This is a genomic window from Micromonospora sp. NPDC004336, from assembly GCF_053602615.1.
Window position 1 is genome coordinate 1 of sequence record NZ_JBSGDY010000261.1, and the last position, 5,703, is coordinate 5,703.

4 protein-coding genes are annotated in these 5,703 nt (G+C 73.7%); 2 read left to right on the forward strand and 2 right to left on the reverse strand.

The genetic code is table 11. The features are described 5' to 3' along the window. The first annotated feature begins 324 nt into the window (after positions 1-324). The gene (locus ACWENR_RS29140; protein ID WP_452280158.1) at positions 325-2,055 is read left to right on the forward strand and encodes a DEAD/DEAH box helicase; all 1,731 of its coding nucleotides are present in this window, start codon (positions 325-327) and stop codon (positions 2,053-2,055) included. Between the two features lie 358 nt (positions 2,056-2,413). On the opposite strand, the gene ACWENR_RS29145 is transcribed toward ACWENR_RS29140, so the two are convergent. Both ACWENR_RS29145 and ACWENR_RS29150 read right to left on the reverse strand, forming a co-directional pair. Beyond that, positions 2,414-2,647, reverse strand: a complete 234-nt coding sequence (locus tag ACWENR_RS29145; protein WP_036374862.1) for a DUF7455 domain-containing protein — start codon at positions 2,645-2,647, stop codon at positions 2,414-2,416. 244 nt (positions 2,648-2,891) lie between these two features. Then, complete coding sequence (locus ACWENR_RS29150; RefSeq protein WP_452280159.1) at positions 2,892-4,505, reverse strand: RNA polymerase sigma factor; 1,614 nt, start codon at positions 4,503-4,505, stop codon at positions 2,892-2,894. A 287-nt stretch (positions 4,506-4,792) separates the two neighbouring features. Here ACWENR_RS29150 and ACWENR_RS29155 point away from each other — a divergent pair, with 287 nt between their 5' ends. Further along, positions 4,793-5,608: an inositol monophosphatase family protein gene (locus tag ACWENR_RS29155; RefSeq protein ID WP_452280160.1), complete on the forward strand. Its 816-nt coding sequence runs from the start codon at positions 4,793-4,795 to the stop codon at positions 5,606-5,608. Positions 5,609-5,703: the final 95 nt, after the last annotated feature.

Below are 5,703 nucleotides of genomic sequence, written 5' to 3' on the forward strand. Positions count from 1 at the left end.
TGTGCACCGGAAAGGGCCCGACCGCGCCGTCGTCGGGGGTGCTGGTCCCGGCGTGCCCGCGCCCCCCACCCCCCGCCGGCGATCTTGCACTTTCTGCCCCGGCATAAGCCGCGCAAGGTGCGAAGCGGGGGCCGAAAGTGCAAGATCGCGGAGGTCGGCCGGCGCGGGGTGTGAGCAGCGTTGTGTCGGCTGGGTCGGGCGGGCCGCGCTGGTTATGCTGAGTCGGCCTTCGCGGCACCATCGGCGCGGAGGCGTTTTCATGGGCGGCGGTACCCGTGGCCCTCGCCCGGGGTCCGCCATCAGGCGGTCGGAGAGGAGCTTCGCGTGGCGGCCCGGTTGCCGGCGATCGAGACGTTTCCGGCACTGCGCGCGTGGCAGCGCAAGGCACTGGTGGAGTACCTGCGCCGGCGTGACCCCGACTTCACGGCCGTCGCCACCCCCGGCGCCGGAAAGACCACCTTCGCCCTGCGGATCGCGGCCGAGCTGCTCGCCGACGGCACCGTCGAGGCGGTCACCGTGGTGGCCCCGACCGAGCACCTGAAGACCCAGTGGGCGCAGTCGGCGGCCCGGGTCGGCATCCAGCTCGACGCCGCCTTCCGCAACGCCGACCTGCACTCCTCCGCCGACTTCCACGGCGCCGTGGTGACGTACGCGCAGGTGGGCATGGCGCCGCAGGTGCACAAGCGGCGCACCCTGACCCGGCGCACCCTGGTCATCCTCGACGAGATCCACCACGCGGGGGACAGCCGCTCGTGGGGCGACGGCGTGAAGGCCGCCTTCGAGGGGGCGGAGCGCCGGTTGATGCTCACCGGCACCCCGTTCCGCTCCGACGACAACCCGATCCCGTTCGTCACGTACGAGCGGGGCGGCGACGGCCTGCTCCGCTCCCGCGCCGACTCGGTCTACGGCTACTCGGACGCGCTGCGCGACGGCGTCGTGCGGCCGGTGCTCTTCCTGGCGTACTCGGGGGAGACCCGGTGGCGCACGAACGCCGGGGAGGAGCTGGCGGCGCGGCTCGGCGAGCCGATGACCCAGGATCTCGTGGCGCAGGCGTGGCGTACCGCCCTGGACCCGGCCGGCGACTGGATGCCGCAGGTGCTGCGGGCCGCCGACGCCAGGCTGACCGTGCTGCGCAACGCGGGGATGGCCGACGCCGGCGGGCTGGTCATCGCCAGCGACCAGCAGGCGGCCCGCTCGTACGCGAAGCTGATCGAGCAGGTGACCGGCGAGCGGGCGGCGGTGGTGCTCTCCGACGACGTGGGCGCCTCCGCGCGGATCGCGACGTTCGCGGAGTCCGACCAGCGCTGGCTGGTGGCGGTCCGGATGGTCTCCGAGGGCGTCGACATCCCCCGGCTGGCGGTGGGCGTCTACGCGACCAGCGCCAGCACCCCGCTCTACTTCGCGCAGGCGATCGGCCGATTCGTCCGTGCCCGCCGCCCGGGCGAGACCGCCTCGGTCTTCCTGCCCAGCGTGCCGCACCTGCTCGGCCTGGCCAGCGAGATGGAGGCCGAGCGGGACCACGTGCTCGGCAAGCCGAAGGACCGCGAGGGCTTCGACGACGACCTGCTCGAACGCGCCCAGCGCGACGACCAGGCCAGCGGGGAGCTGGAGAAGCGGTTCGCCGCGCTCTCCGCGACCGCCGAGCTGGACCAGGTGATCTTCGACGGCGCCTCGTTCGGCACCGCCGCGCAGGCCGGCACCCCCGAGGAGGAGGAGTACCTGGGCCTGCCCGGGCTGCTCACCGCCGACCAGGTGGCACTGCTGCTGACCAAGCGCCAGCAGGAGCAGCTCGCGGCCCAGCGGCGTCGGGCCGCCAGGCCCGCTGAGACGGCCGCTGCGGCCCCGTCGGCGCCGCCGGCACCGATGAGTGCCGCCCAGCGTCGGGTCGCCCTGCGGCGGCAGCTGAACGCCCTCGTGGCCGCGCGACACCACCGCACCGGGCAACCGCACGGCAAGATCCACGCCGAGTTGCGCCGCCTCTGCGGCGGCCCGCCGAGCGCCCAGGCCACGATCGAGCAGCTCGAGGAGCGCATCGCCACCGTCCAGACCCTCTGACGGGACCGCGCGACGCTCGGCCCTCCTCCGCCCGCCCGCTCCCGCGCCGCCAGAGCCGCCCGCCGCGCGGGGCCGGGTGATCGGCCCGGGCGCGCGCTCCGCCCGGTCCGTGCCCGTCGGGGGCGCGCGTTCCGCGTGGTCCGTGCCCGTCGGGGCGTCCGTGCGGTTCGTGACGCGGCCGCGCGTTCCGCGCCGCCCGCCGCCCGCCGCCCGCCGCCCGCCGGCGTGCGTGGCATGGCCAGGCCCGTCACGCCCCGACGGTGTCCCCTGGGGCCGGCACCCCGAGGGGTACGCAAAAGCCGGCCGGAGGCTCCCCGTGGGGGCCTCCGGCCGGCTATGTCGTGGTGGGTTTGCGGATTCAGTTCGCCATCAGATCGGCGCCACGCCAGCTGAACTCGGGGTCCGTCGCGTACCGCACGGTGATCTTCACGAGATCCTCCGCGTACTTGTTCGCGTGGTGCCCACAGAACACCAGCTCGCTCCCACCCGCCAGAGTGATCCGGAGCTTGCCGGCAGCATTGCAGCGGTCGCACCGTTCATCGGCGGCTGGGGGAGCCACCGTCTCGGGCGGCGGCGTGAGGGTCGGGGTCATCGCCTTCCTCCTCTGGTCGTCACCGATGAACAATCTCTTCGGTCGTTGCTCACCTATCGTGCAACACCCTGTCCCGGCGCTGCCTTCCCTGTGTGCCCGCGGGGGACCGAGGTCACACATGGCAGGGACAGTGTGCAGTGCATCCAGGGTGCCACGTCAACGATCACAATCGTGCAACCGAACGATCACCATCCGACGTTGCACGCCAGGTGGTCAAAACGACACGTTCGGTTGACGGTTCGCGTCAGTCCAGGTAATCCCGGAGCACCTGCGAACGCGACGGATGACGCAGCTTGGACATCGTCTTGGACTCGATCTGCCGGATGCGCTCCCGGGTCACGCCGTAGACCTGGCCGATCTCGTCCAGCGTGCGCGGCTGGCCGTCGGTCAGGCCGAAGCGCAGGCGTACCACACCCGCCTCACGCTCGGACAGGGTCTGCAGCACCTGCTGGAGCTGGTCCTGCAGCAGCGAGAACGACACCGCGTCGACCGCGACGACGGCCTCCGAGTCCTCGATGAAGTCGCCGAGCTGGCTGTCGCCCTCGTCGCCGATCGTCTGGTCGAGCGAGATGGGCTCCCGGGCGTACTGCTGGATCTCCAGCACCTTCTCCGGTGTGATGTCCATCTCCTTGGCCAGCTCCTCCGGGGTGGGCTCGCGGCCCAGATCCTGGAGCAGCTCGCGCTGGATGCGACCGAGCTTGTTGATGACCTCGACCATGTGCACCGGGATGCGGATGGTGCGGGCCTGGTCGGCCATCGCCCGGGTGATCGCCTGCCGGATCCACCAGGTGGCGTAGGTGGAGAACTTGTAGCCCTTGGTGTAGTCGAACTTCTCGACCGCGCGGATCAGGCCGAGGTTGCCCTCCTGGATCAGGTCGAGGAAGGCCATGCCGCGGCCGGTGTAGCGCTTGGCCAGCGAGACGACCAGCCGGAGGTTGGCCTCCAGCAGGTGGTTCTTGGCGCGCTCGCCGTCACGGGAGATCCAGAGCAGGTCCCGCTGCATGTCGCGGGTCAGCTTCTCCTCGCCCTCGTCGGCGGCGCGCAGCCGCTCGGCGGCGTAGAGGCCGGCCTCGATCCGCTTGGCCAGCTCCACCTCCTGCTCGGCGTTGAGCAGCGGGACCTTGCCGATCTGCTTGAGGTAGGCCCGGACCGAGTCGGCCGAGGCGGTCAGCTCGGCGTCGCGGCGCGCCTGCTTGAGCGCCTCGGACTCCTCGTCGTCCCACTCGAAGTCGTTGTCGCTGGCCGAGTTCGCGGCGTCGGTCTCGGCGGCCTGGGTCAGCTCCGCCGGCTCCTCGACCACCACGTCCTCGATCTCGGCGGCAAGCTCCTCCGGGTCGATGTCGCCCTCGGCGCCCTCGCCCTTGGCCTTGCCGGCGGCCTTGGCCGGCTTGGCGCCGGCGGCCGCGGCGACCGTGGCCTTGGTGGCCCGGGTCGACTTGGTCGCCTTCGCGGGGGCCGCGGCCTTGGCGGCCACCTCGGCGGTGGTGCCGACCTTGCGGGCGGCGACCTTGCGCGGGGCGGGCGCGGGGGCGCCCTCGTCGGCGGCGGGCGCCTGCTTCGGGGCGGGCGCGGCGGCCTTCTTGGTCGTCTTGGCGGTGGTGGCCCGGGACGCCGGAGTGGCCGAGCGGGCGGCGGCGACGCGCCGGCGAGTGCTCGCCGAGCCGTCCACCACCACGGTCACTCCCGCCTCGGAGAGCGCCCGCAGGATCTTCTTGGCCTGGGCCGGAGTCACCTCGGCGGACTCGACGGTGCGCGCGAGCTGGGCCGACGTGAGCTGGCCGCCGGCGCTCTGGGCGTGGGCGATCAGGGTGTCGGTGAGCGAGCGAACGTCGGCGCCGGTCTGGCGGGGTTCTGTCACGAATGACCTTCCGGAGGCGAAGAGCGAGCACGGCCGGGTTGTCCGGCGCAGAGCGGGGCACCGTGCCGGGCGATGGTTGAGAGACCCCCGTGTCCCGGGCCGGCCGGTCGTTGGCGGCCCGTCGCAGCGTGGGCAGGGGTGAATTGTAACGCCGTCTGCGGCGATCGACCGTCGCCGCACGGCCGACCGGCGGCGGGGACCGCCGATTCGACGTAGATGTGGACTTTGTAAGGATGGTACCCGCGCGTGACCCGGAACACCCCGGCCGTGCGGGAAGGGGACGAACGATGGACCGCTCGGGGCCTGCGGAGCTGCTGGAGATCGCGATCGAGGTGGCCCGGGACGCGGCGGCGACGGCGTACCGGATGCGGGTCGAGGGCGTGTCGGTGGCCGCGACCAAGAGCACCGTCACCGACGTGGTCACCGCCGCCGACCGGGCGGTCGAGCGGCAGGTGGTCGACGCCCTGCGCCGGCTGCGCCCGAGCGACGCCGTGCTCGGCGAGGAGTACGGCGTGGGGGAGGCCGGCCCGGTCGGCCGGGGCGGGGTGCGGTGGATCGTCGACCCGATCGACGGCACGGTCAACTACCTGTACGGGATCCCGCACTGCGCGGTCTCGCTCGCCGCCGAGGTGGGCGGCGAGGTGGTCGCCGGGGTGGTGCGCAACGTCAACACCGGCGAGGAGTGGACCGCCACGGCGGGCGGTGGCGCGTGGCGCGACGGCCGGCGGCTGCGCTGCTCCACCGAGACCGACCTCGGCCAGGCGCTCGTCGCCACGGGGTTCGGCTACGACCCGGCGCGCCGGGCACACCAGGCCCGGGTGGTCGCCGAGCTGATCCCGCACGTCCGCGACATCCGCCGGCTGGGGGCCGCCGCGCTGGACCTCTGCCTGGCGGCGGAGGGGCGGGTGGACGCCTACTACGAGAAGGGGCTGGCCGCCTGGGACCAGGCCGCGGGGGCCCTGGTGGCCAGCGAGGCGGGCCTGCTGGTGGCCGGGCTGGGCGGGCTGCCGGCCGGCCCGGACCTGGTGATCGCCGCCCCGCGGGCGCTGTTCAAGCCCCTGCACGACCGGCTCGCCGACCTGGACGCCTCCGGCGGCCCCTGACCGGCAACCCGGTGGCACCGGCCGTCGACGGCCACGCGGTCACCGGCACGCGTCGGCCCGGGTCGTCGGGTCGGGGCGTTCCCCGCGCGGGGCCG